Raw genomic sequence first — 22,902 nt, 5'->3', positions numbered from 1 at the left:
CTGAATTTCTATTTTATTTGATTTTCAGAAATAAGCTCTCCTTTTTCGTACTTTCTAATCTGGAATAATTTTCCTTTCTCCGAGTAAAATTTCCATTCTCCAAAATAAAACCAATGCGATTCTGTTTCGTTTACTTCTAATTTGGTTTTTCCTTTTGATTCCAGTTTTCCGTTTTCGTAATAACTTTTTACAACACAGATCCCTTTTTTATATTTCTCTGATTTGTATAATTTCCCGTTTATAAAAGTCTTCCACTTCCTAACAGGCTGATTGTTCTTGTAAAACTCGACAGATTTGTATTCAATACTATCTTGAACATAAACCTCAACCCATTTCCCCTCTTTCTTTTTATCAATTTTCTGATTAATAAGTGTTGATTTACATCCAATAACCGAAAGCAGGATTATTGTAAAAAGTATTTTTCTAATCATTTCAACTCTACAATTATAGATTACATTCTACAAATGTAGAGTTAATTTTCAAACAGGCAAGAAAAAACTGCTTTTTTTTCTTTAAGCAACAGAGTAACAAAGGCTCAAAGAAACAAAGGGCTTCTCTTATGCACTTAATCTTTGTCAAAGTTTAAAACTTTGAGAAAGAGAAAACCTTTGCAACTTTGCTACTCTGCCTCTTTGAGCCTCTAAAAAGAAAGCATTCCCAAAGTCCTTTCAACCTCTTCAAAATCAATATAAAAATTGTCGTCTTTTGGAATTCCAACTACAAAACTGTAATTGATGTTCTCCATATCTGTAGTATTTTTAATAACAGCACTGAAACGATTTGGAGGCTGGAAAATTAAAACAGAAGAACCTGCTTCAAGCGCCATTAAACCGTGAAATAAATGACTGCCTTCTATACCGATAAGAATTTTAGCACCAACGCAGGCCGAAAGTATTTCGGCAGCAGTATTTTGAGTAACGTCTACAATTTTGAAGCCGTATTTTTCTTGAAGTTTTTCGGCAATTTCGAGTTCGTTCAACATGACACGTGAAATTCCCGAATTACGGCGTAAAATAAAAACGCCAGGATGAGAAGTTCCTGAAAACAATGACAATATTTTATTTCTGTTTGCCGTAAATCGAAGATGTTTACTATCATTATTTCCCCAATTATCATCAAAGAAAACAGCATTTTTCATATGAACGGCATTCGTTCGAAACGGATTCATTCCTAAAAAAGATTCATATTCCGGCATATGTGAATACGGAATAATATTAGAAGTCACAGGAATCCCTTCAGCCTGAGCCAAAGCGTAATTGGCACAATCATCAGTGAGCCAAAGACCAAAATATTGATTCCCTTCAGATGTACTGTAAATAGCAGCATGATCTATTTCTGTATCTATAATCGCAGGCGGAAAGTAATTCATTTTTTTAGAAAGCTGAAAAGCAGGATGAAGTCGGAAATTATGAAGTCCTTTGTACAGAAAACCATTCACCATCCAGACTTCCTTGAGCTTATAAGCAAATGTTGGTGCATGTTCTACCGCAAAGCCACCATGCATAGCAGTATGTGGATCATCTGTATAGGCGGTGCCAGTGATTCGTTCCAATTGACCATCTAGAAAGCAAGCCTTAGGAGAAATAGTTGTTTTTCCCGAAGCAATCTGCCAGGATTTTACAGCAAGACTTTCCAAAATTTTGCCCTCCCGAAACATCAAATGAGATTTTTTCAATCCTTTCAGGTATCGGATATATCCAATTGGAGAAAATTTGACCTTTTTTTTAACTAAGTCCATTTGCCTACATTAAAATCAATATTAAAATAACATTAGAAAAACTTAAAAAATAGAATTATAAATAATATTATGCGGGGATTGATAATAATATTTTCAAATTTAACTTAATTTAATTAACAAAACACAAAGTCAACATTAAAATTTCAATAATAAAATACAAATATCAAAAGACAAAAAAACCGCTTATTTCTGAACGGATTTATATTTAGAAAAATTTAACCGCAAAGAACGCAAGGTTTATTTTAAGGTTACACTTAAAACGCAAAGATCGCAAAGCTATGTGGTACAGCTTTGCGATCTTTATAAATTTTCTTTAAAAAAATCTTAGCGAACTTTGCGTAAATTCTTAGCGGTCTTTGCGGTAAAAAAACTACTTAGAAAGCTCCACAAAATACTTGTAAAACAACGGAATAGTCTCAATTCCTTTCAGGTAATTAAAGATTCCGAAATGCTCATTTGGCGAGTGAATTGCATCGCTGTCTAAACCAAATCCCATTAAGATGGTTTTGCTTTTTAATTCTTTCTCAAACAAAGCTACAATCGGAATACTTCCGCCAGAACGAACCGGAATTGCAGGAACTCCAAATGTTTCGGTATACGCTTTGTTCGCTGCCTGATAACCAATACTGTCAATTGGCGTAACATAACCCTGACCACCGTGATGAGGCGTAACTTTTACGGTAACTCCAGCCGGAGCAATGCTTGTAAAATGCTTAGTGAAAAGTTCTGTAATCTCTTCCCATTCCTGATTTGGAACCAAACGCATCGAGATTTTAGCAAAAGCTTTACTTGCAATAACCGTTTTAGCACCTTCGCCAGTATAACCGCCCCAGATTCCGTTTACGTCTAATGTTGGACGAATGGAGTTGCGTTCGTTTGTTACATACCCTTTTTCACCATAAACATCAGCAATGTTTAAAGCATTTTTATATTTTTCTAGACTGAAAGGCGCTTTTGCCATTTCGGCTCTTTCTTCTGCAGATAATTCCTGAACTTTATCGTAGAATCCCGGGATCGTAATATGATTGTTTTCGTCATGAAGGGAAGCAATCATTTTTGCCAGAATATTAATTGGATTCGCTACAGCTCCACCGTATAAACCAGAATGTAAATCGCGGTTTGGCCCTGTAACTTCTACTTCAACATAACTCAAACCTCTTAAACCTGTTGTGATTGATGGTTGTTGGTTTGAAATCATTCCAGTATCTGAAATCAAAATTACGTCGTTTTTTAGTTTTTCTTGATTGCGTTCTACGAACCAAGCTAAACTTGCCGAACCTACTTCTTCCTCGCCTTCGATCATAAATTTTACGTTGCAAGGCAAATTATTTGTTTGCACCATATATTCTAGTGCTTTTACGTGCATGTACATCTGACCTTTGTCGTCACATGCGCCACGTGCGAAGATGGCACCGTCTGGATGAATATCTGTAGTTTTTATAACGGGTTCAAATGGTGGTGAAGTCCATAATTCTAATGGATCTGGCGGTTGAACATCGTAGTGACCGTAAACTAAAACCGTTGGAAGATTTGGATCTATAATTTTCTCTCCGTAGATAATTGGGTAACCTGGAGTGTCGCAAGTTTCGACATAATCGCATCCTGCTTTTGATAAACTTTCTTTTACAGCCTCTGCTGTGTCGATAACATCTTGAGAATATGCAGTGTCGGCACTTACCGACGGAATCTTTAGTAATTCGATCAATTCGTTGATAAACCGATCTTTATGTTGTTGAACGTAGGACTTAATATTTTCCATTTAAATTATTTTTATAGAAAACCAAAAGTACAAAAAAGAGAATTAAAAAAAATTTTCAAAAAAGTCTTTGATAATTCAAAAGTATGCCTATCTTTGCACCCACAATTACCGCGGATATGGCGAAATTGGTAGACGTGCCAGACTTAGGATCTGGTGCCGCAAGGCGTGTAGGTTCGAGTCCTATTATCCGCACTTTTAAGAAGCTTCTGAATAGATTTTCAGAAGCTTTTTTGTTTTTACTCATTTCTTCACTTCTGTTTATTCACTTTTTCTTTTTTACAGATAAAAGAGTATTCAGGTTATTTTATTTTTTAAAAGAATTTTATCCTAAATTTGATTTAGCAACACATTTAAATACAATTTCTTTAGATTCATAATTTAGAATTACTAATATGCCAAAAATATTAATCACAGGTAATGGATTTGATTTAAACATCGGCTTACCGACATCATATAATGATTTTATCAAAATACTAAGGCACATAGAAAAAAATAATGATTATAGTTTTGAATCTATCTTTTCAAATAGCAGTAACTATAATCAAATTTCAAAAAACTACACCCCATTTAACATTGATCAAATAGAGTTAAACAAACTAAAAACAACACTTGAGCATAATTTATGGTTCCAATTTTTCAAGGATGAATTTGAAATCGAAACTTGGATTGACTTTGAAACGAAAATAGAATACGTTTTAAAAATTCTCTTTTCTTCGGTAAACTATCTTAAAAAGAATATTTTTTCAAAAGGGTCACTTCCTAATAATGACATGACTTATGAAATGAAATTATTCAATAATGACATTGAAATAATTCAGGTTTTAAACAGATTTAAGATTATTGAATTTGACGGATATTATTATATAAAACTAAATTCTAACTTTTTAATTAATAAATACGATCATTTTATAGACATCGATTTAGATAAAATAACAAAAAATCTTAACCAACAATTAATCGAATTTAAACTAATCTTTAATTATTATTTCGAAGTATTCGTTTTTCCTTTATATCAAAACTTAAATATTAAAATTGAAAAGAAATTATTCAGTAATATTGATAAACATTACACTTTCAATTACACACCAACTTTTGAAAGAATTTACAACAAAGGAAATATTACAAGTTTTCTTCATGGCAAAATAAACTCTAAAGAAAACCAAATAGTTTTAGGTATTAATGAAATTCCTTTAGACGAAAATATTGACAAGAAATTTTTCTTACCTTTTACAAAATACTTTCAAAAACTTAATAGCAATACAGATTATGTCTTCATAAAAGAATACGAAAAAGAAAAACAAGAAAATTACTTGTTCTTCTTTTGGGGTCATTCCTTAGATAAATCTGATGAAGATTACATTAATGAAGTTTTTGATTTTGTAATTAACCTGAAGTCAAAAACAAAGAAGATTATTGTAATACATCATAATGAAACATCTAAATCTCGTCTTTTAATAAATCTTCTTAATATCAGAGGAAAAAAGGATATCCAAGAACTTATGCGAAGTAAAACTTTAATTTTTACTGATATCAATGGAGAAGAATTAAAAAGAGAATTAAATTTAAACATAAAAAGAGAAATTAAAACCACAGTAATCCCTTACTAACAATATAAAATTAGTTTTTTTATTCAAGAGTCACTTACGAAGATTTCCTCTTTCTCAAAGTGACAGACTTTATTAGACACTCATAATTCACCTTGACGAAAGGAGCATTTCCAGCATACCAACGATAGTTACACAATGAAAAAAATTGTAGGGAATTTTCGAATTTGTTGATATGCCTTTAATTTCTCCTTTCGTCGAAATGATCGTGCTTTAAGCACAATTTCTTTTAATCTACACCTAAATAAGGATCGAGCACTTCTGCCAGTCTGTTGAGCCAGTAAAAATTATCATCGACATGGCACAACTCAGAATCCAGAGTTTCGCACCCTCTCATAGAACTTAACGAAAGAGCATAATTGACCTGTCGGAGCATCTTTGCCATATCTTTTACATCCACAACATCACTAAAAAAAACTTTTAGTCTAATTTCTACTTCTTTAGAAAAACACTCTGTAGCCATTATCTTATTTTTTGAACACTCCAAATATAATACTTTTGGATACATAAATGTAACCACGCCAAAAATAAATCTTAAGAATTTTGAAATATGGATATTTCAGAAGAAATCTTTATTGCAAATCTTGGGATTCACATTCGTCAATTGCGTGAAAAAAAAGGTTTATCTCAACAAGCTTTGGCTGATGATTGTGATATTCCTAAAACTCAAATAGGAAGAATAGAAAGAGCTAAAATAAATACTACAATAAAAACCCTTATAAAAATCGCCAATGCTTTAGATATTGAACCTAAAGAATTGCTTGATTTTTCTTCGAAGTAAAAAGTCAAAAGCTAAGTCAAATGTCAAAATTCAATAAAAGATTAATAGAACCATTTATTATCATTATAATTATTGGTATTGTCTTAATCAGTTTCGTGAATTTTAAAGGTGTACAAGTAAAATTCTACAATAACACAGGGAAAGATATCGACTCGCTTATTATTGGAGAAACTTTAATTGGAAATCTCAAAAAAGGTGATACAACTGATTTTATCAAATTTAAAAAATTCAGATTTGACAGCGGTTTTCCTTATGAAGATTTAAGCGGTACTGTAAATGGCAACCGAATACATGATTTAAAATGGAGCTGGTGTGCTTCAGAAAGAAGTTATGAGTCTGAAGGCGAATATATTTTTGACATCATTACAAAAGAAAATAAAGAAGGAAACACCTGTTTACATCTTGTAAAACATCAATAAGCTTTTATACTTCAAATTTCCGCTAAAGCCTTTTACATTTCAATCATAAAAAAACCTCCAGTTAAAGCAGGAGGCAATTCATTTATTCTTTAATGAAGTTTAAAAATTGTCTTTTATTTTTTATTTCTCTGATTTAAACAAAACCTTTCCATAAAACAATACACCAAAATAGATTAAAATACAAGAAAAGATCCATGAGCCAAAACCAATAGCAAGCGCACCACGAAAACCTTGTGCATATAATAAGGTCGTAAGATATATCATCCAGCAAATTCCAAATTTAAAAATTCGTTCGGTGGCCTTCATTTTCTGTGTATAATAAAAGATGGTAAAAGGTATAAAAAAGCTTAAAAGAATCGCTCCGAATTTACTATTAATATCAGCCTCTACAGGCATCACTAAATAACTAAACGTAAGCGTTATGGCAAGATTTAAAAGAATCAAAAAGATTGAGTTGACCACAAAAGCTCCAATTCTATTATTTTCTGATGTTTTTAAATCTTGTAATTCTCCCTTATCAATTTGAAGTACTTCACAAATTAATTCCAGCGTTTTGCCACGTGGTTCGTTATTACTGTTTTCGATTCTTTGAATTGTTCTCAAATTAACTTTCGACAATTCTGCCAGTTCTTCTTGTGTAAAGCCTTTTAATTTTCTCGCTTCGCTATTTTTTTTGCCAATATAACTCATGGTTTATGTTTTTAAATTTCAATCCAAAATTATTTCGAAAAGCCTGTTTTGATAACGGTTTTCTTACGGCATTTCTACGACATTTGATAATGTCGCTAATATATCATTAATTTTAATGGTGAAGAATAAGTCTTTTTTTCTAAATCATTATTTTCTGATAAAAAACAAAAAAGCCAGAATTGCCAGTTTTTTATATTAGTTCGTATTACTAATTTTACTTTAAAAAAAATCTTCAATCGCATTAATCGGCTTTGCTTTAAACTTATACTTATGTTCAAAAAATCAATTTTTGTTGTTATTCTTCTTTACATTTTAAACTCATGCGCTGTTCAGCAGAAAAGCTTAGAAATGAACGACTGGTATGCTTTTACAAAATCAAATACCGCACAGCAGGAACCCTCAAAAGTATATGAATTTAAGGATGGAATGATTCGTATGTACGGAGAAGATCTTGGTTGCTTAATGACCAAAAAAAGCTATAAAAACTTTGAGCTTACATTAGAATACCGATGGAATATGGAAGAAAAATACAAGATGAAAGGCACGAAAAACAGTGGCGTTATGTACAATATTCCCTTAGATGCATCGGATAAAATCTGGCCAAAAGGAATTCAGTTTCAAATAAAAGAAAACGTTACGGGCGACTTTATATTTTTAGATCAGGTAACAGCAAAAGTAAACGGAAAACTGGTTGAAGCTGGCGCAAGTGTTGTTTCTCCAAAGTTTTTAGCCAATGAAAATCCGTTTGGTGAATGGAATTCTGTAGTTATTAAATCTTTCAACGGAAAAATCACGCAGTATTTAAACGGAAAATTAGTAAATGAATGCACGGAAGCTTCAACCATTGAAGGTAAAATTTCTTTGAATTATGAGCGTTCGCCAATTGATTTTAAAAACATTAGAATTAAAAGTATTTCAAAAGAGTAATACTTTATATTTTTTGGGATAAAGTCTTTTTTTTACACCTTTAAACCTCCAGCTAAAGCAGAAGACAATTCATTTAACACTCTTATTGTACAAAGCGTATCTGTCTAGCTTGTCATTTCGACGTAAGGAGAAATCGCACTCGGGTGTCGACAAAGATTGACGATATGCTTTATGGAATCTCTAGTGCGATTTCTCCTTACGTCGAAATGACAATACTCTGCGGTTACACAATGAGAAAAAATCCTTTTAATCCTGATAATCTGTGGCAAAAACAAAAGGCAATTCAGAAATTTCTTTAATTATTTAATGCTTTAATGTTTAAATATTCTTATTTTTAAAATACCAAAAACCTAAATCTGCATATTTTATTTTGTTTTTAAATTTCAAAAATCATTTAGAACATGAAGAAATACAGATTATTAGTCATTTTTTTAGCAATTATTGCAATTTTTTACTTCGCAAGAACGGTTCGAAATTTCACTGTTAAGCAGGAAACACGAACTCTTAAATCGGAACATTTTATTGTTTCTTATAGTGGCATTTATAAAAGCGAAGCTGAAAAAGTCAGCAAACATCTCGAAGACAATTATTCTGTAATACGAGAAAATTTAAAAGATGTAGAACACGACTTGATAAAGGTTTTTGTTTACGGCTCACAATTCAAGTTTAATGATGCTACAGGTTTAAAAGAAGATACTAAAGGCACAAGCCGTGGGCCAAATGAGTTTCATTTTGTGTGGACGAATTGGTTTAATTCTATTTTTCCAGACGATCCGCTAAAAACTGCCCTGCATGAATTTACGCATTGTGTTCAGCTGAATATTTTAATTTATAAAGCAAAAGATACAATCATTTCCCAAGACCGGCTGACTTTTGAAAGAGAATTTGACAAAAAGTTTAAAGCTGAATATCCGCGCTGGCTTTGGGAATCGATTAGTATTTTTGAAGCTAAAGAAATCAATTCGCTGAGCGTGAAATATGCCAAAAGCAAAAACCTGACTTTAGAAGAATTAAATCAAAGCAATCAGATTTATAATATTGGTTATACCATCATCGAATATATGACCAAAAAATGGGGGAAAGATATTCTGCCTAAACTGATTACGTCATTCGGTAACATCGAAAAAACATTGAATGTAAGTCGTGAAGAATTTGAAAAAGGCTGGATGGCTTTTCTAGAAGAGAATTATTAAAAGTTATTTTCCACGCAGATTTAAAATGATTTAAGCAGATAAGCGCAGATATTATTAAATTAAATCTGCTAAAATCTGCCGAATCTGCGTGAAACAAAAATATTTTTAATATTAGAACTTATTTATTAGAATTTAATATCTCCAAAATCTTATCTACATTCACTTCACTATAATCATTAATATAAAAATCGCATGGCGGAAGTTCTTCTTTGGTATGTGTGCTCAAAACGCCAACAACCTTCATTCCGGCATTTAATCCTGCTGTAACACCCGAAAATGAATCTTCAAAAACCACACAATCAGATGGAGAAACCCCAACTCTTTCTGCCGATTTTAAATACACTTCTGGATTTGGTTTATGAAATGTAACGTCTTCACTAGACATCATAGAATCCATTTTTTCTCCAAGTTTCAGGAAATTAGCAATCAAATCCAGATTAGCACGAGGCGCCGATGTTCCAACAGCTGTTTTAAAACCGCGGGATTTTAATTCGTTTAAAAAATCCATGTAATATGGAATCGTTTCGACTTTGTCTTTGTAAATCTCACGGAACATTCCTTCTTTTTCGTCTTCCAATTTTAGAAGTTCTTCTCCCGCAATTGGACGTTTGAAGAAATGCGTCATAATATAACTATTGTGTTTTCCGTACATATGTTCTTCGAATTCTTCCTGAGTATACGGAATATTATATTTTTTGAAAAACTCCTCAAAAGCGACTACGTGATGCGGATTGGTGTGGCAAATCACACCGTCCATATCAAAAATTACACATTGCTGGCTCATATATTTGTTTTGTTGTTTTAACGGTTGCAAGATAGCGTATAAAGTGGTTATTACACAGAGATTCACAAAGGTTTTTCGCGGAGATTCGCTGAGATTTTTTTTGAATCTCGCAGAGTCGCAGGGTTTTTATTTTAAAGCCACAGATTAAAAAGATTTAAAGGATTTGTCTCTCGCAGATCTGGCAGATTGAGCAGATTTGACTTTTAAAATAAGAAAATAAATAATCCGCATAATCTGCCAAATCTGCGAGAGTAAATAAAACTTTGCGTCTCTGCTCCCGATGGCTATCGGGATTGCGAGATTAAATCCTTAGCCAATCCAAATCTTACTTTTAACCAAAGTCATAGTCTGTCTCAAATGCTGATTACAGGCAATTAGAATAATCAAAATCACTAAACCATAACCTACAATGGTGTAAATTTCCATATCAGCCAATAAAGTAGCTTGTTTGGCAACTGTTCCAAAGACTTTTTTTAACGCCAAAGTATTCGCATTATCTGCAGAATATCCTTTTGCCATAAAACTCTGTGCTGTTGAAGCAATGGTTTGTTGCGCTTCGGGATTTTCTCCAGTTACAAACTGACTTAGTTTAAAAAAGTGCTTTTTATTTAAAAATACGGTTGCATTCTGCATGACGCAAAAACCAATTGTACTTCCCCAGAAACGTCCTGAAACACCCACAATCCCCGAAGAAACCGCCATATTTGCAGGAACCGAAGAGGTGGTAAACAGAATCAACGGAACAAATAAAAACCCTACTCCGATTCCTTGCAAAATGTATGGAATAATAATATCTGACAAAGCTACATCGGGCACAAACAGAAATGTAAACCAAAAATGAAACACCGCAATCAACGTAAAACCAATCATAAAAATGATTTTTGTAGAAACCGATTTCATCAGGAAAAAAGCAGCTAAAATAAGTCCAATTACATTTCCTAGTCCGTTGATGTATTGCACGCCCGCAACGCGCGATGGATCCCAATTCCAAATCGAAAACATCGCCGAATGACAAAGACTCAGCGTCGCTCTACTGATATAGAAAAGGAAAAACAATAAAAATCCAATTCGCAGATTGGCGTATTTAAAAACTTCAAAATCAAAAGTAGGTCTTTTTACCAAAAGCTCTTTAAAGATGAACAGACCTCCTGTAATTAAAGCAATCATTAAGGCTAAAACCATTTGAGAAGAGTCAAACCAATATTTTTTCTCGGCATAAACAAAAAAGTAAGCACCGCAAAGAATCGCTGTTAAAACCAAAAAGTAGCTCATCCAGTCGATTTGATACAACGGAATTTTCTTTGTGATTCGGTGCCCGCGAAAAGTAACTAAGATTAAAAAGACATTCAGAACCTGCAAGCCGCCCGAAACATACAGCATGTATTTCCAGTCGTAATGATCCAGAAACCAAACCGCAATATTCATGATAAAAGGCGTTGACAATAACAGTGAACCGTAATAAAACGAAAAACCAATGATTATGGCGTTTTTAGAATTAAACTGCTCAATTAACAATTGCCTGATCGTAATTACCGGAAGCGCCATTAAAATACCTTCAGCAATTCTCATAATTAAAAAAAGAGAAAAATTGGTAATATACGCCGATGAAACAATCGTAATTCCAATTAGGGAATAAACTGCCATCAGGTAATTTTTTGCAGGGAAAAAACTCGAAAATCGGCTTTCTATTAAAATCGTTGCCAGCAAAGTTCCATACGTAACGCACATCGCAAACTGCAAATCTTCTGGCTCAATGTCCAGAAAACTCGCTGCATACGTTACGTTTGACGTATAAACTCCCAATAAAATCATGGAATGCAAAAGGCAGACAAACAAAATAATGATGATTGCCCATCTTGGAACCCAGGATTTAAAAATACTTTTATCTTCCATTTTAGTGTGCTGCGATCACAGTGATATTCATTCCCGCTCTTAAAAAATCGGTTTGTTTGTCGTTGTCTTTTAACTGAATTCGAACTGGAATTCTTTGCTCAATTTTTACGAAGTTCCCTGTTGCGTTATCTGGAGGAAGCAATGAAAATCTTGCCCCACTCGCAGGCGATAAAGAAGCAATTGTACCCATGAAAGTTTTATCACTTACAGCATCAGCTTTAATTTCAACATCCTGTCCAACAGTTAAATATTGTAATTGTGTTTCTTTAAAATTGGCTGTAATCCATTTTTCTTTGCTTACAATTGACAATAGAGACTGCCCTTCTTTTACCAATTGTCCAGGCTGTAAAGTTCGTTTTCCAACCCAGCCGTCATAAGGCGCTGTAATGATTGTATACGAAAGAAATAATGCCGCATTATCAGCCAAGGCTTGTTTGGATGCAATATTTGTTTGTGTTGTTGGAACATTCGCTTCAGCAACAGAAGTACTTAAAGTAGCCGAATGAATTCTGTTTTTCATTTCCTGAAAATGCGCCTGAGCAGCTTCGTAATCAGCGCGGACTTTTTCTAATTGCTGCGAAGTTGCCGCTTCTTCACTTACCAAAGCTTTGTATCTTTCGTATTCCAGTTTGGTTTTCCAAAGATTTGATTTTGCTGCATCTAATTGCGCTTCATTAATTGCTGTTGCACTAGCTGTGTTTACAGCATTTTTCTCTGCCACAACGCTATTTTGTTCTGCATACTGAACATCGGCAAGAGCCACATCCAGTTTCGATTTATATTCACGATTATCAATCACAACCAAAGTATCGCCTTTATGCACAAACTGGTTTTCATTAAAACGAACTTCCTGCACATAACCTGTAATACGCGACATAATTGGCGTTACATATTGTTCGACCTGCGCGTCATTGGTTTCTTCGTGGTTTCTGTTGAACACATAAAACCAAATTCCTAAAATAACACCGCTTATAACAAGCACACACGCAATAATTGTTATTAGTATATGAAACGTTTTGTTTCTTCTAGTTTCATTTTTAATCTTAACCATATCTTTTTCTCTATTCTTTTATCTATTCTCCCCCAGGATTAAAATCCTGCGCTACAACATAAATCGTTCCTCCGGAACTGAAAATCTATATTCTTTACTCTATTCTCTATATTCTATTTTCTATGCTCCGAACTAAATCTCGCTAGGCATCATCCCTGCCGTATGCAACAGCTCGTAATGTTTTAAAACCGCATCCAGTCGCGTAGAAATTTTATTGTATTTCGCCTGAAGCAAAGCATTATCAGCATCGACCATTTCAGTAATTAAAACGAGTTGATTCAAGTATTTCAGCTTTACGATTCTGTAATTTTCATTAGCTAAATCCAACGCTTTGTCAACCACAACAAACTTTTCAAGGATTTCCTGATATTGCGTATGTTCTTTATAAAGCTTGTCCTGAATTTCTTCTTTTACAATTTCATTCTGCATTTTCTGCCATTCGATTTTGGTATTCGCCTGATCCATTTTGGTTTTGTTTTTATACAAAGAAGAAAGATCAAAAGTCGCTTCAATACCCACTTGCCCTAAAGTGTACAAATACGGATTGGGCGGAAAAAATTTGTAATTCGGATAATAAAAACCGTAATTCCCAAAGAAGTGAACGCTTGGCAGATAATTTCCTTTAACCATTTTCAATTCCGTTTTGCTGATATCCAATTCCTGACTTGCAATTCGCATTTCTTCGTTTTGCAAAGCTTTAGTCATATAATAATCATACGGATCTAGGCCGTTCATTTCGTCCAAACTTGATGTTGTATCAATTGCAATTTCCTCGTTTTCCGGAATCTGGATCAGCGTTTTCAGATCGTGAAGTGCGATTTTAATGTTTTTGGAGTTAGTTAACGCATTCAATTCACGATCTGAAAGCTGTAATTCGGCACGAATAACTTCGTTTTTCGTAACCGTTCCATGTTTTTGAAGCGATTGCACTTCTTTCAATCGGCTTTTTTCTTCTTTGATGTTTTCTTCAAAAATCTTCTGAAGTTCCATCATTTTATAAATCGCCAGATAGTTGGCTACCACTTCCAGTTCGATATCATTTTCGGTTTTTTCCGTTTTTATTTTAGCGATTTCGTTTTCCTGATTCGCAATTTTGATGGCATTGTTAATCTTATTCCCAGCATAAATTGGCATTTTAAAGGTAGAGTTGACCTCATAAATTTCAGGAATCGCCTTTGTAACTTCTTTACCATTTAAGAATCCGTTTCCTTTGAATTCGGTAATATTCGTAATTCTGGAATACATGCCGTTTAGTTGTACGTCTGGCAGTCGAAGTTCTTTTCTTTCTTTGATGTTTTGCTCCGAGAGCGTGACCTCCAGTTGAGATCTAAGGATTTTTTTGTTGTTTTCTTTCGCCAGTTTCAAAGCTTCTTGTAATGAAACCGAATGAACTTCCTGCGCTTGTAAGCCATTGAATGCTAATATCATTACGAATAACAGCAGGATTCTGGGAAAACAATCGTCTGTAGAATTTGTTGTTTTAAGGAACATGAATACTTTAATATTTGATGGTGCAAAGTTCCTTCATTTTTCTGTTGACTGATAATTCTAAAAAGCCAAGAACATATTCATTTCGGACAAACGTTAAAATTCTATTTTCCGAAAACGTTATATTAAAACACTGGAAAACAATTTATTACAAAATAGATTTTGATTGTGATTATTTTTCATATTCTCTCGCAGATTTGGCAGATTATGCAGATAATTAAAATAAAAAATCTGCCAAATCTGCGAGAGAAAAACAAATCATTTTCTTTCCAAAATCTCTTCCCCGTTTAAGTAATCAGAAGGTCTTTGTCCCAAAATCTTGAAGAAAGTGTTGCTGAAAGTCGGAACACTGTTGTAACCAACTTCTTCAGCTACCTCTTTTACTGAAAGTTTCCGTTCTAATAAAAGTTCAATCGCTTTTAAGATTCTACGGATGGTATAATATTGAATAAATGACATGCCAAGATCTTTTTGAAACAAGCGATACAACGAGCGTTCGCTGTAACCAAATTCATGTGCCACATCAGCAAACAGAATCGTTTCTCCAAGGTTATTTTCAACATGACGAAGGATTTTTCCCAATCGTTTGTCTTTTGGCTGTGGTAATTCTAAAGGCAGATTGTTGGTGCAAATTTGTGGAAGAATCGCTTTTATAGCCTTGGCAATTGTAAAGTTTGGAGTTCCTTTTTTAAGATCACCATTCCAGCGATTCGTAAAAAGCATCATTTGCAATAACAAATTATTGACTGGATAAATTCCTTCTACTTTATAAAAGTCATCCTCGTCTTTTTCAACCGGAAAATATAGATTTCGCATCGTAACACTTTCCGATTTCGGCTCGATACTATGCTCCACTCCACTCGGAATCCAGATAAAATGTCGCGCTGGTAAAAAGTAAGTTTTGGTTTCCGTCGTTACAAAAACAACATCGCCTTCCGCATATAAGAGCTGTGCTTTTTGATGTCTGTGTGGCGGAATAAACAATTCTCCCATCAAATCGTGGTGGCAATAAATGCTTTTTTTATCGGCATCTACTTTCCTGATGTAGTATTTATCGAGTTTCTGACCAGAATGTTCCATTGGTGTTTAATATAGCACTTTTTGTGATATTAAAGATAAGAAGAAAATTGGATTGTAAATTTAACCGCAAAGTACGCTAAGGTCTACGCAAAGATCGCAAGTTTTTTTTAAAGCAAGATTTATAAAAGTTCGCAAAGCTGTTTCCAAAAAGCTTTGCGAACTTTGCGTTTATAAACATAATCTTAACAAAGAAACCTTGCTCCCGATAGCTATCGGGATTGCGGTTAAGCCCAAAAAAAAACCTTTCCGTTAAGGAAAGGCTTTTAACAACTTGGTCTCGTTCTTGAAAACGAGAGGACTCGAACCCGTCTCGTCCTTAGACGAGATGACAGACACGTATTCTAACCTACCTTACCTTTCTTATTTATGTTCTTTGATTAAAGCTTCTATCGATTTTCTATTTAATTTTTTCAATCTCAATTCTTCAATTAAAGCTTCTTTTTTAGTTTCAAATGCTTTCGAATAAACCAATTCCCATGGCCCTTTATTAGAAGTATATTGGCTTCTATTTTCATTGTGATACAATAATCTTTTAGCGATATCTTCACTAAATCCTTTGTAATAGATATCAAAAGTTTTAGAATAAATTATGTAAACGTAAAACATAAATCAAAACTTAATGGTAAAAAAAAATACCTATCGTAATGATAGGTATTTTTAACAACTTAGGCGGTCTGGACGGGACTCGAACCCGCGACCCCATGCGTGACAGGCATGTATTCTAACCAACTGAACTACCAAACCCTGCGTTATTGCGAGTGCAAAAATACAACAGATTTTCGTTTCTGCAAGCGTTTTTTTAAATAAAATTTTGAAAAATTTTTAATGAGTTAAATTCCAATATTTTAAAATTTTGCTTTAAAAGCAAAAAGAAGAAGTTTCTTTCTTTTTCTTAACCGCAATCCCGATAGCTATCGGGAGCAAAGAGCTACGCAAAGTTCGCAAAGGTTTTCCACGTAGCATCATTTATCTCGTTTTTAAACATAGCCTGTGGTTTCAACCACGGGAAACGTATTGCTATACATTGTGTCCCCGTGGTTGAAACCACGGGCTATGTTTTAATATAATGAATGGAAAATCTTTGTAGAGTTACTTATAGAGATTGCTTCGCCAGTTCGCTTTCGCTCGTGTCTTCGTTCCTCAGAAAGACAAACTGTGCGTTAGAATAAAATTAAGCAAAAAAAAATCACAAAACTTTCTCAATCGTAAGCTTTGTAACCTTTGCATTCTTAAAAAATATCTTTGCGAACTTTGCGTAAATCTTAGCGCTCTTTGCGGTAAAATTTTCATCACGTCTAAGCAAAACCAGAAGTGTCTTAAATCAAAAAAGCCATCCACAAAAGTGGAAAGCTTTTCATTGGTCTAACTACTAAACCAGCTACGAGTTACAAAGTCGTAGCAAAACAACACAACTAATCTTAGATACCGTATTTGGGCAAAAAAGCCTTTCTGTTAAGAAAGGCTTCTCCCAATATTGCGGTCTGGACGGGACTCGAACCCGCGACCCCATGCGTGACAGGCATGTATTCTAACCAACTGAACTACCAAACCTCTGCGTTATTGCGGTTGCAAAGATATAACAGAATTTCGTTTCTGCAAGCGTTTTTATAAAAAAAATGAAATTATTTTTATAAATATTATCCAAAGTTTTGTTTTTCAACCAAATATGTAGTCAATATTTTTTCAAAATTATCGCCAACATTTACCGGAACGTACTTAATTTGGTTCTTTGCACAGGTTAAAGCCAGATTTTTAAAGTACGCTTCTACCCTTTTTTCGTATTCCTGTTTTACATTATCAGCAAAAATAGAAACCTCTTCACCTGATTCTAAGTCGATAAACTTTCTTGGTGCGTTGTCAAAACCAAATTTCAATTCTGTTTCATTATCCACTACATGAAATAAAACTACTTTATGTTTGTTGTGTTTAAGATGCTGTAAAGCGTTGAAAAGCTTTTCATCGTCTTCCGTCTGAAACATATCGGTAAACAAAATAATCATCGAACGACGGTGCATTTTCTCTGCAATCTGATGCAAATAGGTAATCGTATCGGTCGTTTTTTTGACTTTTGGTTGAACCAATAATTCTTCCAGTTTATTCAAAAGCATTCTGTGATGACGATCGCTTCCTTTCTCGGGAGCGTAATATTCGTATTTATCTGAGAAAACGCTCAGACCAACGGCATCGCGCTGTTTCTTCAAAATATTCATTAAAACCGCCGAAGCCAAAACCGCAAAACCAATCTTCTTTTCATAAAAAGGCTGATTCGATTTCAATTCCGGATAATGCATCGACGACGAATTATCGACAATCAAATGACAGCGTAAATTGGTTTCTTCCTCAAAACGTTTTGTGTACAAACGATCGGTTTTGGCAAACAATTTCCAATCGATATGTTTGGTGCTTTCGCCTGCATTGTAGACTTTATGTTCGGCAAATTCGGCCGAAAATCCATGAAACGGACTCTTGTGCATTCCCGATATAAAACCTTCCACAACCTGGTTCGCCAGCATTTCGAGATGCTGAAAACTGGAGACTTTCTCTATTTCCGATTCAATTTTCATTCGGTTTCCTTTTTAATATTTTGTGCTTTATAAAGCAAATCTGTCGCCTGAAACAATTTACGCTTCAAGATCGGACTAAAATTAGGGTTTTCTTTTAAGAATCGCTGTACTTCATCAAAAGCAAATTTCGACGAATATTTCCCAACCGTATTATCCAGCCAGTCTTTCGGAAAGAAAATATCTCCCGTACGCTGAATTTCATCAACCAAATCTAATGAAAATCTAATATACTTTTGTGCACTTTCCTGACGAAGCGGATGATGAATATTCGCCAATCCAACCGAAACCCAGGATTCTTTTTCACGGTTTGCATCGTCTTTTAAAGATTCCATAAAAGCATTTCGAACCGATTCGTCTTTTGATAATGAAGGTAATAAAAACTCAAAACGCTTTTGTTTATCCGGATTGGTGAATGATGTTCTGGTTTTCTCCAAAATTTCATCGGCTTTTGGATGTTTGAAAATCGCCAAATTCATCGCCATATTGGTATAATCATCTTCATTTAGTTTCAAATTCGGAATCGAGATTTCTCTGTTCCAAACCTTATATAAACTGGCTTTCGCCGAATTTGAATACGCTATCGAACTAAATAATCCGAATAATGTCTTTTTGATATTCGCAGATAAATTAGCCTGCAAACGTTCATTCAAAATACCTTCAAGTTGTTTCTGAACTTTATTCTGTTGTTTTTCGGTAAAAAATCTCCAATAAATTGTATTCAGACTATTTGAGGCAATTCTTAAAACCAATTCGTTTTGTTCTGTTTCAATTGCCTTTAAAAAACAATCAAAAGCCTGATTTGGAGAAACATTTCTAATTAATGTATTTTCATAAAGATTGCTGTAACTCGAAGCTCTTGCAACCTCATCTTTCAGCGTAGCAATATAATTTAAATTATTCCCGTCAAGCGGAAAAACTCCGTATCCAAAACCGTTATAATTGTACACAACGGCAAGCGGTTTTTCAAGTCCGACAGCTTCTTTTACAAGGGTATTTTTGTCATTAATATTGACCGATAAAATCTTTACCTCTTTAGCATAAACTAAACCAATCTGAAAAACCTGAGGCCAGACATTCTCTGATTTATCCTCGGCTTGTTGCTGAATTTCAAAACTTTTAATTCGGTTTTTAGAATCGTATTCGACTTTATCTGTAAAAATCGCTCTCCCGGATTTGTTTACCCAAACCTCGCTCCATTTTTTCATATCAAGCGGAGTTTCGGCATCGAGAAGTTCTACTAGATTATTCCAATCGGCGTTGTCGTTGGCGTATTTCTGAATGTATTTTTGAATTCCTTTCTGAAAGGCTTCCTTTCCCATTGAAGCTTCTAACTGACGCATCATAATGGGCGCTTTGTTGTAAATAATCGCACCATAAAGCGAACCCGCATTTTTTAAATTCGCCAAATGCTGTTTGATTGGATGTGTTCCCAAAGATCGATCTTCCGCGTAAGCGCTCGGATAATGCGCCGTGAAAAACTGCAGATTATGATTGACTTTCGGAAAAATTGGATTCATAATTTTATCCGCCATGAAGTTGGCTAAAACCTCTTTCATCCAAACATCGTCAAACCATTTCATTGTTACCAAATCTCCAAACCACATATGCGAAGTTTCGTGCGCGATCAATTTTGCACGATTTAGTTTTTCGCTGTCGGTTGCACTGTTATCCAAAAACAAAGTTGATTCTCTGTATTGAATTGCGCCGACATGCTCCATTCCGCCATATTGGAAAACCGGAATTGAAGCAAAATCTAATTTCTGAAACGGAAATTTACGATCAGTATATTTTTCTAAAAAGTCTAACGATTGCTGATGTAAATTAAAAATAGTATCAGCGCTTACGCGAAATTTCTCCGGGCTGTTTTCACGATATAACATCGTCATTTCTAAACCTGGTTTTTGGGTCGCACTTTTGAATTTTCCTGCTACAAAAGAGAATAAATACGTACTCATTTTGTCTGATTCTCCAAAAGTATAAGCTGTAAAATCTCCTTTTTCGAGTTTCTCTACCACATCGGCTCCAGCCAAAACCGACCAGTCTTTTGGCACAGAAAGTCTTAATTTATAAGTTGCTTTTAAATCGGGCTGATCGAAACACGGAAACAATGTACTCGCACGATCCGGAACTAACAAAGTATACAAGAAATCATCATTTCTGTTTAAGGATAAATTACCGGCGATAAATGAAATGGAAATTGTGTTTTTTCCTGAAACCAATGCTGAAACCGGAATTACGATATGACCGTTTTCATGAACAATCGAAAGCTTTTTCCCGTTGGCTTCAACCGTTTTTATGTTAGTAGTTTTTTCTTTAAAATCAAAAAGTAAGGGCTGACTTAAATCAGATAAATTCAGATTTACGAATAACTGAGAATTTATATTCTCCACTTTTTGATTCGGAATTTCGAAAAACAAAGTGTACTGAAGATCTGAAATCTGTTTTTTTCGAAAGTGCGCCAACTGCTCTGAAACACCATTTTCAAATAATTCATTTTCTTTTGACTGCGAAAAAGCATTGGAAATCAAGATGACAAAACAAACAAGGCTGTAGAAAATTTTCATTTTTAAGGAATATAAGATTTGCTAAAAGTAGCAAAAGCATTGATTTTTCGCAAACAATTACTGCAACAACATTGCATTTAAAAATAAGATTTCTATATTTGCAACACTATTGCATTAATTCTGGTTTTAAATGAGTCGGAAATAATCTCAACGAATGAAAAAGAAACTTAAAATTATTAATCTCTTAATGCCTTTAATTGTATTGTTTGCAATACTTTTTCCGGCAGTCCATTCGTACGAGCATATTTTAGATACTCATTCGTCAAAAGAAAAATTAGAATTTTCTGTTTCCGAAAAACCGCAATTTAAGGCCAAACTGCATTCGTTTCATAAATGTTCGATTTGTGATTTTAAGTTCAGCGCGGTTGGTACGTTTGAATTTAGTGTTTTTCAGTTTTTCAAAAATAATCCTGTTGTAAAACACCTTACTTTTTACAACAAACCGCATTTTGCATTTTTTAAGGGCTCCTTATTTTCCCTTCGAGCCCCACCTTTTACATTTTAGTATTTTTTGTGCTCAGTTTTGCTTTGGCAATTCGGCTATTTCATTGTTTTAATGATTTCAAAATCTTAAAACATTAAAAAGCTATTTCATTCATTTTAAGCAATTAAACAATTATTGATATTGATATTGTCATTGACATTGTCATTATTATTGATCTCTGCTTTTTCTGCACAAAAGAACTCCCCTTTTTATCGATTAACACATTCAAACTAAATCCTAATTCAGGTCTAGTTACGGCTTTGCTGTTTTAAGCATTTGTTTGTTCTCGCAAAGTCGCGAAGACGCAAAGTTTAGAACCATTGTCTTTGCGCCTTCGCGACTTTGCGAGAGCTAATCAAAGAAAACCTTAAAGAAAAAATCTTAACCTAATGTCTTTAGCGTAAAAGCTTAAAGGCATTAAAAAACTCTTTCGTAACCTAAATACTCCTTATAAAATGATCAAAATCAAATCAGAAAAAATGAAAACAACAAAACTCATTCTGGCTTCGCTTTTTGCTTCCATTGCTTTTACAAGCTGTAGCAACGACGATACAGAAAAAGAACAAGCCATTCCAGCTATTGACAAAATTGAACTGGGTCTAGGCAACAACGAAACAGCAACTATTGGTCAGGATTTCCATTTTAATGCTGAAATCACAGCTTCAGATAAAATCGAAAATGTTCAGGTTAAAATTGTACAAAGAAGTACCGAAACGTATTCAAAACCCTGGTCGCATGAAATTACCTGGACACAATATGCAGGAGCAAAAAATGCAACAGTTCACAAACATTTTGACATTCCAGAAGATGCTGTAGAGGGAAAATACGATTTCATCATTATCATAAACGATCAAAACGGAACGAAACTGGAAATCAAGAAAAACCTAACGATTTATAAATTAGAAAACATTCCCGTAAATCCAGTGGCTTCGGTATTTACACTTTTTATAAACGATTCTTTTATGTACAGAAAAGGCAAGTTTTCTGATGAGACTGTTAAATACAAAAACAACGATATTTTCAGTTCGCAGGTAACGCTTGAAGGCGTAAAAGGCGACGGAATTATGTATTTGCTTTTGATTAATAAAAACACCAAACACAATCCGGAAAGTGTGGATCAGATTGATTTTAGCAAAGTGATTGTCTATGATGTTTTTGAACATAAAAATATGACGGAAGCTGGTCAGTTTTCCAACATTCCGTGGGATGGGACAAAGTTTTTGAGAGAAACACCAAAACTTACAATCGGCACATCTAAAGACAATAATTTACCTGTTCCGCAGGATTTGGTAGCCAATAAATCCTGGGCTTCCGGCAATTACACTTTCTTGGTTTTGTATAAAAATACGACTTATAACATCAATTTTTCGCAATCTCTTGAACTTCCATTTGCACTTTAATTCCAATCAAAAAATATGAAAAAAATAAAGTTTCTAATTGGTGTTTTCGCCCTTGCCTTTATAACATCTTGTTCTAGCGACAACGCAGAAATCGACACCGAATATCCTGTAATTGATATTACACAAAATGCTTTTCCGATTCAGTGCAGTACGATTGAACGCGGTCAAACAATCACTTTTAAAGCTTCTTTTAGCGATAATGTTGCGCTTGGTTCTTACAGCCTTGACATTCATCACAATTTCGATCATCACACGCACAGTACAGAAGTGACGAACTGTGAAATGGAAGCGGTAAAAAAGCCTGTAAAACCAATGCTTTTCATCAACAATTACACAATTCCAAATGGTGTAAAAAGCTACGAAGCAACGGCACAAATTACCATTCCTGCAGATGTTGATCCCGGAGATTACCATTTTATGATTCGCCTGACGGATAAAGAAGGCTGGCAAACGTTGAAAGGCTTAAGTATTAAAATTTTATAA

20 protein-coding genes and 3 tRNA genes are annotated in these 22,902 nt (G+C 34.1%); 8 read left to right on the top strand and 15 right to left on the bottom strand.

Annotation, left to right across the window (positions count from 1 at the left end):
- Nucleotides 1–8: 8 nt before the first annotated feature.
- The 3 genes from P2W65_RS07160 to P2W65_RS07150 all read right to left on the bottom strand — a co-directional run bounded on the left by P2W65_RS07160 (nt 9) and on the right by P2W65_RS07150 (nt 3,497).
- On the bottom strand, nt 9–431 hold the full coding sequence (locus P2W65_RS07160; RefSeq protein WP_289664528.1) for a toxin-antitoxin system YwqK family antitoxin: 423 nt from the start codon (nt 429–431) through the stop codon (nt 9–11).
- Nucleotides 432–640: 209 nt separating this feature from the next.
- Nucleotides 641–1,738: a glycosyltransferase 61 family protein gene (locus tag P2W65_RS07155; RefSeq protein WP_289664526.1), complete on the bottom strand. Its 1,098-nt coding sequence runs from the start codon at nt 1,736–1,738 to the stop codon at nt 641–643.
- A 370-nt stretch (nt 1,739–2,108) separates the two neighbouring features.
- A complete protein-coding gene (locus tag P2W65_RS07150; protein ID WP_289664524.1) occupies nt 2,109–3,497 on the bottom strand; it encodes a dipeptidase in 1,389 nt (462 codons plus the stop codon).
- Nucleotides 3,498–3,607: 110 nt separating this feature from the next.
- Between P2W65_RS07150 and P2W65_RS07145 the strand changes: the two genes are divergently transcribed.
- Nucleotides 3,608–3,689, top strand: a tRNA-Leu gene (locus P2W65_RS07145).
- Nucleotides 3,690–3,889: 200 nt separating this feature from the next.
- The gene (locus P2W65_RS07140; RefSeq protein ID WP_289664523.1) at nt 3,890–5,104 is read left to right on the top strand and encodes an AbiH family protein; all 1,215 of its coding nucleotides are present in this window, start codon (nt 3,890–3,892) and stop codon (nt 5,102–5,104) included.
- Nucleotides 5,105–5,330: 226 nt separating this feature from the next.
- Here the strand turns inward: P2W65_RS07140 and P2W65_RS07135 are convergent, their stop codons facing one another.
- Nucleotides 5,331–5,564 (bottom strand): hypothetical protein, encoded by a 234-nt coding sequence (locus tag P2W65_RS07135; protein ID WP_289664521.1) that lies wholly within the window; start codon nt 5,562–5,564, stop codon nt 5,331–5,333.
- 87 nt (nt 5,565–5,651) lie between these two features.
- Here P2W65_RS07135 and P2W65_RS07130 point away from each other — a divergent pair, with 87 nt between their 5' ends.
- Both P2W65_RS07130 and P2W65_RS07125 read left to right on the top strand, forming a co-directional pair.
- Entirely contained in the window at nt 5,652–5,882 is a 231-nt protein-coding gene (locus tag P2W65_RS07130; RefSeq protein WP_289664520.1) for a helix-turn-helix domain-containing protein, read from the top strand.
- Between the two features lie 20 nt (nt 5,883–5,902).
- Nucleotides 5,903–6,301 (top strand): hypothetical protein, encoded by a 399-nt coding sequence (locus P2W65_RS07125; protein ID WP_289664518.1) that lies wholly within the window; start codon nt 5,903–5,905, stop codon nt 6,299–6,301.
- Nucleotides 6,302–6,421: 120 nt separating this feature from the next.
- Here the strand turns inward: P2W65_RS07125 and P2W65_RS07120 are convergent, their stop codons facing one another.
- Nucleotides 6,422–6,991 (bottom strand): helix-turn-helix domain-containing protein, encoded by a 570-nt coding sequence (locus P2W65_RS07120; RefSeq protein ID WP_289664517.1) that lies wholly within the window; start codon nt 6,989–6,991, stop codon nt 6,422–6,424.
- A gap of 270 nt (nt 6,992–7,261) precedes the next feature.
- Between P2W65_RS07120 and P2W65_RS07115 the strand changes: the two genes are divergently transcribed.
- Entirely contained in the window at nt 7,262–7,918 is a 657-nt protein-coding gene (locus tag P2W65_RS07115; protein ID WP_289664516.1) for a 3-keto-disaccharide hydrolase, read from the top strand.
- 401 nt (nt 7,919–8,319) lie between these two features.
- A complete protein-coding gene (locus P2W65_RS07110) occupies nt 8,320–9,111 on the top strand; it encodes a hypothetical protein (protein ID WP_289664514.1) in 792 nt (263 codons plus the stop codon).
- 118 nt (nt 9,112–9,229) lie between these two features.
- Here P2W65_RS07110 and P2W65_RS07105 read toward each other — a convergent pair whose 3' ends face one another.
- From P2W65_RS07105 to P2W65_RS07060, 10 genes are all read right to left on the bottom strand, one after another.
- The gene (locus P2W65_RS07105) at nt 9,230–9,895 is read right to left on the bottom strand and encodes an HAD family hydrolase (protein WP_289664512.1); all 666 of its coding nucleotides are present in this window, start codon (nt 9,893–9,895) and stop codon (nt 9,230–9,232) included.
- Between the two features lie 309 nt (nt 9,896–10,204).
- Entirely contained in the window at nt 10,205–11,788 is a 1,584-nt protein-coding gene (locus P2W65_RS07100) for an efflux MFS transporter permease (RefSeq protein ID WP_289664510.1), read from the bottom strand.
- A gap of 1 nt (nt 11,789) precedes the next feature.
- Entirely contained in the window at nt 11,790–12,839 is a 1,050-nt protein-coding gene (locus tag P2W65_RS07095; RefSeq protein WP_289664508.1) for an HlyD family secretion protein, read from the bottom strand.
- 132 nt (nt 12,840–12,971) lie between these two features.
- Nucleotides 12,972–14,330 (bottom strand): TolC family protein, encoded by a 1,359-nt coding sequence (locus P2W65_RS07090; protein WP_289664507.1) that lies wholly within the window; start codon nt 14,328–14,330, stop codon nt 12,972–12,974.
- 255 nt (nt 14,331–14,585) lie between these two features.
- Nucleotides 14,586–15,407 carry a helix-turn-helix transcriptional regulator gene (locus P2W65_RS07085; RefSeq protein WP_289664506.1) on the bottom strand — a complete coding sequence of 274 codons (822 nt, stop codon included), beginning with the start codon at nt 15,405–15,407 and terminating at the stop codon, nt 14,586–14,588.
- Nucleotides 15,408–15,767: 360 nt separating this feature from the next.
- Nucleotides 15,768–16,013 (bottom strand): GIY-YIG nuclease family protein, encoded by a 246-nt coding sequence (locus tag P2W65_RS07080; RefSeq protein ID WP_289664505.1) that lies wholly within the window; start codon nt 16,011–16,013, stop codon nt 15,768–15,770.
- 64 nt (nt 16,014–16,077) lie between these two features.
- Nucleotides 16,078–16,151 (bottom strand) — tRNA-Asp (locus P2W65_RS07075).
- A gap of 733 nt (nt 16,152–16,884) precedes the next feature.
- A tRNA-Asp gene (locus P2W65_RS07070) sits at nt 16,885–16,958 on the bottom strand.
- A gap of 86 nt (nt 16,959–17,044) precedes the next feature.
- A complete protein-coding gene (locus tag P2W65_RS07065) occupies nt 17,045–17,971 on the bottom strand; it encodes a DUF58 domain-containing protein (protein WP_179003948.1) in 927 nt (308 codons plus the stop codon).
- A complete protein-coding gene (locus P2W65_RS07060) occupies nt 17,968–20,535 on the bottom strand; it encodes a M1 family aminopeptidase (protein ID WP_289664504.1) in 2,568 nt (855 codons plus the stop codon). The genes P2W65_RS07065 and P2W65_RS07060 overlap by 4 nt, the downstream gene beginning before the upstream one ends.
- 963 nt (nt 20,536–21,498) lie before the next feature.
- Between P2W65_RS07060 and P2W65_RS07055 the strand changes: the two genes are divergently transcribed.
- Together P2W65_RS07055 and P2W65_RS07050 are read left to right on the top strand one after the other, a co-directional pair.
- Entirely contained in the window at nt 21,499–22,419 is a 921-nt protein-coding gene (locus P2W65_RS07055) for a DUF4625 domain-containing protein (RefSeq protein ID WP_289664503.1), read from the top strand.
- Between the two features lie 15 nt (nt 22,420–22,434).
- Nucleotides 22,435–22,902: a DUF4625 domain-containing protein gene (locus P2W65_RS07050; RefSeq protein ID WP_289664502.1), complete on the top strand. Its 468-nt coding sequence runs from the start codon at nt 22,435–22,437 to the stop codon at nt 22,900–22,902.

Source organism: Flavobacterium panacagri (assembly GCF_030378165.1).
GTDB lineage: Bacteria > Bacteroidota > Bacteroidia > Flavobacteriales > Flavobacteriaceae > Flavobacterium > Flavobacterium panacagri.
The sequence above is the reverse complement of the archived record's forward strand: the minus strand, read 5'-3'. Positions and strand labels throughout refer to the sequence as shown.

Bases quoted from the DNA above. Each gene is read 5' to 3' on its own strand.
- P2W65_RS07160 (WP_289664528.1), bottom strand. From the start codon at position 431: ATGATTAGAAAAATACTTTTTACAATAATCCTGCTTTCGGTTATTGGA.
- P2W65_RS07155 (WP_289664526.1), bottom strand. From the start codon at position 1,738: ATGGACTTAGTTAAAAAAAAGGTCAAATTTTCTCCAATTGGATATATC.
- P2W65_RS07150 (WP_289664524.1), bottom strand. From the start codon at position 3,497: ATGGAAAATATTAAGTCCTACGTTCAACAACATAAAGATCGGTTTATC.
- P2W65_RS07140 (WP_289664523.1), top strand. From the start codon at position 3,890: ATGCCAAAAATATTAATCACAGGTAATGGATTTGATTTAAACATCGGC.
- P2W65_RS07135 (WP_289664521.1), bottom strand. From the start codon at position 5,564: ATGGCTACAGAGTGTTTTTCTAAAGAAGTAGAAATTAGACTAAAAGTT.
- P2W65_RS07130 (WP_289664520.1), top strand. From the start codon at position 5,652: ATGGATATTTCAGAAGAAATCTTTATTGCAAATCTTGGGATTCACATT.
- P2W65_RS07125 (WP_289664518.1), top strand. From the start codon at position 5,903: ATGTCAAAATTCAATAAAAGATTAATAGAACCATTTATTATCATTATA.
- P2W65_RS07120 (WP_289664517.1), bottom strand. From the start codon at position 6,991: ATGAGTTATATTGGCAAAAAAAATAGCGAAGCGAGAAAATTAAAAGGC.
- P2W65_RS07115 (WP_289664516.1), top strand. From the start codon at position 7,262: ATGTTCAAAAAATCAATTTTTGTTGTTATTCTTCTTTACATTTTAAAC.
- P2W65_RS07110 (WP_289664514.1), top strand. From the start codon at position 8,320: ATGAAGAAATACAGATTATTAGTCATTTTTTTAGCAATTATTGCAATT.
- P2W65_RS07105 (WP_289664512.1), bottom strand. From the start codon at position 9,895: ATGAGCCAGCAATGTGTAATTTTTGATATGGACGGTGTGATTTGCCAC.
- P2W65_RS07100 (WP_289664510.1), bottom strand. From the start codon at position 11,788: ATGGAAGATAAAAGTATTTTTAAATCCTGGGTTCCAAGATGGGCAATC.
- P2W65_RS07095 (WP_289664508.1), bottom strand. From the start codon at position 12,839: ATGGTTAAGATTAAAAATGAAACTAGAAGAAACAAAACGTTTCATATA.
- P2W65_RS07090 (WP_289664507.1), bottom strand. From the start codon at position 14,330: ATGTTCCTTAAAACAACAAATTCTACAGACGATTGTTTTCCCAGAATC.
- P2W65_RS07085 (WP_289664506.1), bottom strand. From the start codon at position 15,407: ATGGAACATTCTGGTCAGAAACTCGATAAATACTACATCAGGAAAGTA.
- P2W65_RS07080 (WP_289664505.1), bottom strand. From the start codon at position 16,013: ATGTTTTACGTTTACATAATTTATTCTAAAACTTTTGATATCTATTAC.
- P2W65_RS07065 (WP_179003948.1), bottom strand. From the start codon at position 17,971: ATGAAAATTGAATCGGAAATAGAGAAAGTCTCCAGTTTTCAGCATCTC.
- P2W65_RS07060 (WP_289664504.1), bottom strand. From the start codon at position 20,535: ATGAAAATTTTCTACAGCCTTGTTTGTTTTGTCATCTTGATTTCCAAT.
- P2W65_RS07055 (WP_289664503.1), top strand. From the start codon at position 21,499: ATGAAAACAACAAAACTCATTCTGGCTTCGCTTTTTGCTTCCATTGCT.
- P2W65_RS07050 (WP_289664502.1), top strand. From the start codon at position 22,435: ATGAAAAAAATAAAGTTTCTAATTGGTGTTTTCGCCCTTGCCTTTATA.